The organism is Acanthopleuribacter pedis, from assembly GCF_017377855.1.
In the GTDB taxonomy this organism is placed as follows: Bacteria; Acidobacteriota; Holophagae; order Acanthopleuribacterales; family Acanthopleuribacteraceae; genus Acanthopleuribacter; species Acanthopleuribacter pedis.
The window spans coordinates 1-3,145 of sequence record NZ_JAFREP010000086.1 but is presented as its reverse complement, the minus strand read 5'-3'; the positions used below and the strand labels follow the sequence as shown (position 1 = coordinate 3,145).

Sequence of the window (3,145 nt, the reverse complement as noted above, 5' to 3'; positions counted from 1 at the left end):
AACGGGGTGTTGCACCGCTACGGCTACGATGCATACGGGTACACCAACCGGATCGACATCGAAGGCGGCCCCACCTTCCACTACCGCCGCGACGACGCGGGTAACCTGCTGGAACTGCAAACAAGCGGCATGGCCGTAACCTACACGGATTGGCAGGAAGGCTTGCCATCGACCATGACGTGGGGCGACGGCACGCGTTTCAGCATTGATCGCAACAGCAACAACAACCTGCAGCGCATCGCCGACGACGCCGAGGTCTTCGTCCTCGACCTCACCTGGCGGCCGGAAAGTGCAAGCGGCGACCCCTGCGAATCCGGCGGCACCGAAGACAAACAACTCACGCGAGTAGAACGAAAAGCGGGCACCTTCACCGAAATCATCGAACCCGCCTACAACAGCGACGAACACCTCACCGGCGTCACCATCAACCGCAACAGCAACGGCGTCACCGACCAAATCCAAGAAAGCTACGGCACGGTACAAAACCAACTGCTGGGCGGTTTAACGCGGCTGCTCAACAACCAAATCTTGGTCGACGAACAATTGGCGGTCGAAGCGGGCGCGGACAACCGCCGCATCCACCAACGCATCGGCGCAACGGGTGCCACGGAACCAAACGGCACCGACCAATACAGCTACGACCCAATCCTGGGCAACTTGCAACAAATCAACCGCCGCGACGGTACGGTGCGCACCTTCGTGTGGGACGGTTTCCGCCGCCTGCGCGAGATCCGCGACGACAACAACCTAACCGCCCAATACCACTACGATCACCAGTACCGGCGCATCCGCGCCGCCACCCAACACCACCCGCAACCGCTGGCTTTCGCCTACGAGGGCAGCAAAGTCATCGCCATCGGCCTGTACGAGGGACCGGGCCAAGTCCAATGGACCCACGCCATCGGCCAAGGCCCGCTCGGCCCGGCCTTCATCAAAGACCTAACCGGCGCGGGCATGGACTACCACATCTTCTCCGACCACCTAGGAACACCACTCGCGTACAAAAACGCCAACACGGGAACGATTTACATCAACCCACGATCACCCTGGGGCGAATCCCTGGCCAACACCCCAACGCGAGGCTCCCCCTACACCACCCAAAACTTCAGCCTCCCGCCAGACCCCATCTTCCCAACAACCCCCCTCGGCCTAAGCGGCCACCTCCAAGACGCGGACACCGGCCTAACCTACATGCACCACCGGTTTTACGACCCGCGGCTAGGTCACTTCCTAAACCCCGACTTCCGCGCCCCCGACATCTACGACCCCACCACCTTCACCGAACCTTACGCGTTTGCCGCGGGCAACCCGATGATGTTTTGGGATCCTGATGGTCTTCATTCAAAGCTAGCATTCTCCTTATTTGAAGTTGATATGAAGTCTTTAGAAAACGAGCTAGGAGAAAATGAAGCAAAAATAACTTTATCGAAAATAATAATACTTGAAGAGATGTATGCCAAATTCAGAAGAGATGGAAGATTGCATTATCAAGAGATTGTTCTTTCCCGAGTATTGCTAGGCGAATTAACAGCCTTGTTTCATGATGATGCCATAGATTTTCAATCTACAAGTGGAGTTATGCCTGTCAGGCTTGTTGCAATGCCGACTCCGTTAACTAACTTTGTGGTTCGAAAATCATCAGTCCCTGTAATAAATGGGTTACCTACACCTACTGCAAGCAACCCCGCTAACCCTTTGAACTCAGGATTCTTTCGTGAAGTAATTGACGGATCTGATACACCAACACAGCATGTATTTAATTTTGATCCTCAGCCAAAAACCCGTTTTATTTCCGCTAGCGAACACCCAAATGGTTCAAATTTACAGGGCGGAAAAAAGTTTCGAATCAACGCCAAAAATATTAAAATAATATCAAATAAAGAACTAGTTATTCTGGCTGTTCAAGAGCTAGTCGATGGCAAAGCACACTTTACAGAAGGGATGCTTAAAGATTGGATGGAGATTCAGAAGCCCGTTTCAAATCTTTCATCTGAGATTAGAGGCCAAATTCCAGACTCTATTCTGATTGCGAACGATAAAATTCGTGATATTGAATTTGAAGTATTAATTTCTGATGATGTCAGTCCTGGAGATATTGAAACAAAAGGTTTAAGATATGCAAAACGGTTAGCAAGGGGAACTCAATTCCTTGGTTATGCCTTTTCAGCATATGAACTTGGTCTCGCAAGAGATCGAGCAATACGGAGGAATTCGTATAAACCATATGCCGGCTGGGCAATTCGGGAAACTACCGCCTTTGGGTTTGGAGCAGCTGGAGCTTATGCTGGCGCTACCTACGGAGGATCGGTTGGATTTATTGGAGGACCTGGTGGTGCAATTGCGGGTGGCCTGGTTTTTGGAGTAGCCGGCGGTTTTCTTGGTGATGCCATTGCAGACCAGATTGATAAAAACTAAGGTGGATTTTTTGAACTATACAGAATACAACCCTATGGAAAAGCACTATGACCTCTATGTCGATAGAAAGATTTGTGTTTTAAAACTAGCAGGCTACAATCAACCCCATGTCATATATGAACCTGAGTGGTTAATAGACAGCAATGAAGTTGAACAACTTCTACCACGCCTTTCAAAATACTCAATGAGTCACAATGATAATATAGCCCTTGTAGACAAAGCCGGCCAAAAAGTCTCGCTAAAGCATTTAATCCTAACATCCAATGGAACCTTGGTATACATCAGAAACTTCAAAGCAACTCCTCTAAAGAAGTCGAATTTTCTCTTGCGTTTCATAGATGCCGCGAAGGCACATTTTAAAAACAAATCTTAGTTTTTCATAGCTAACCCGTAGTGTCCCAAAAATGAAGAGGCGGGCAATTCAAGGTGAAATCCGCGCCGCGGAAGGGAGATCTACCCGTAGTGTCCCAAAAATAACCACGCCACCAATTCACACAAAAATCCGTTCCTCGCAACGAGATTTAACGGTTTGTTTCATGGAAAACTGTCGATTATTTTGTCGGCGAGAGGACTGTTTTTAGTACAAACGGCTTATTTGGACGCACTTTGGCCTTAGATTTCGATTCAAATCCACGTAGTTCCTATCCTGAAACGCGATCATAAAAGTTGAGCAGGCCGCCCAGGCGGGTTCGCCGTCTGATCCTTCCCTCTGATTTGCCCTGCTTGCTGG

2 protein-coding genes are annotated in these 3,145 nt (G+C 49.8%); both read left to right on the top strand.

Going from position 1 to position 3,145, the window contains the following annotated elements:
* On the top strand, nucleotides 1-2,415 hold a 2,415-nt coding region (locus J3U88_RS33925; protein ID WP_207863664.1), incomplete at its 5' end, for an RHS repeat domain-containing protein.
* Between the two features lie 10 nt (nucleotides 2,416-2,425).
* The gene (locus J3U88_RS33920) at nucleotides 2,426-2,788 is read left to right on the top strand and encodes a hypothetical protein (protein WP_207863663.1); all 363 of its coding nucleotides are present in this window, start codon (nucleotides 2,426-2,428) and stop codon (nucleotides 2,786-2,788) included.
* Nucleotides 2,789-3,145: the final 357 nt, after the last annotated feature.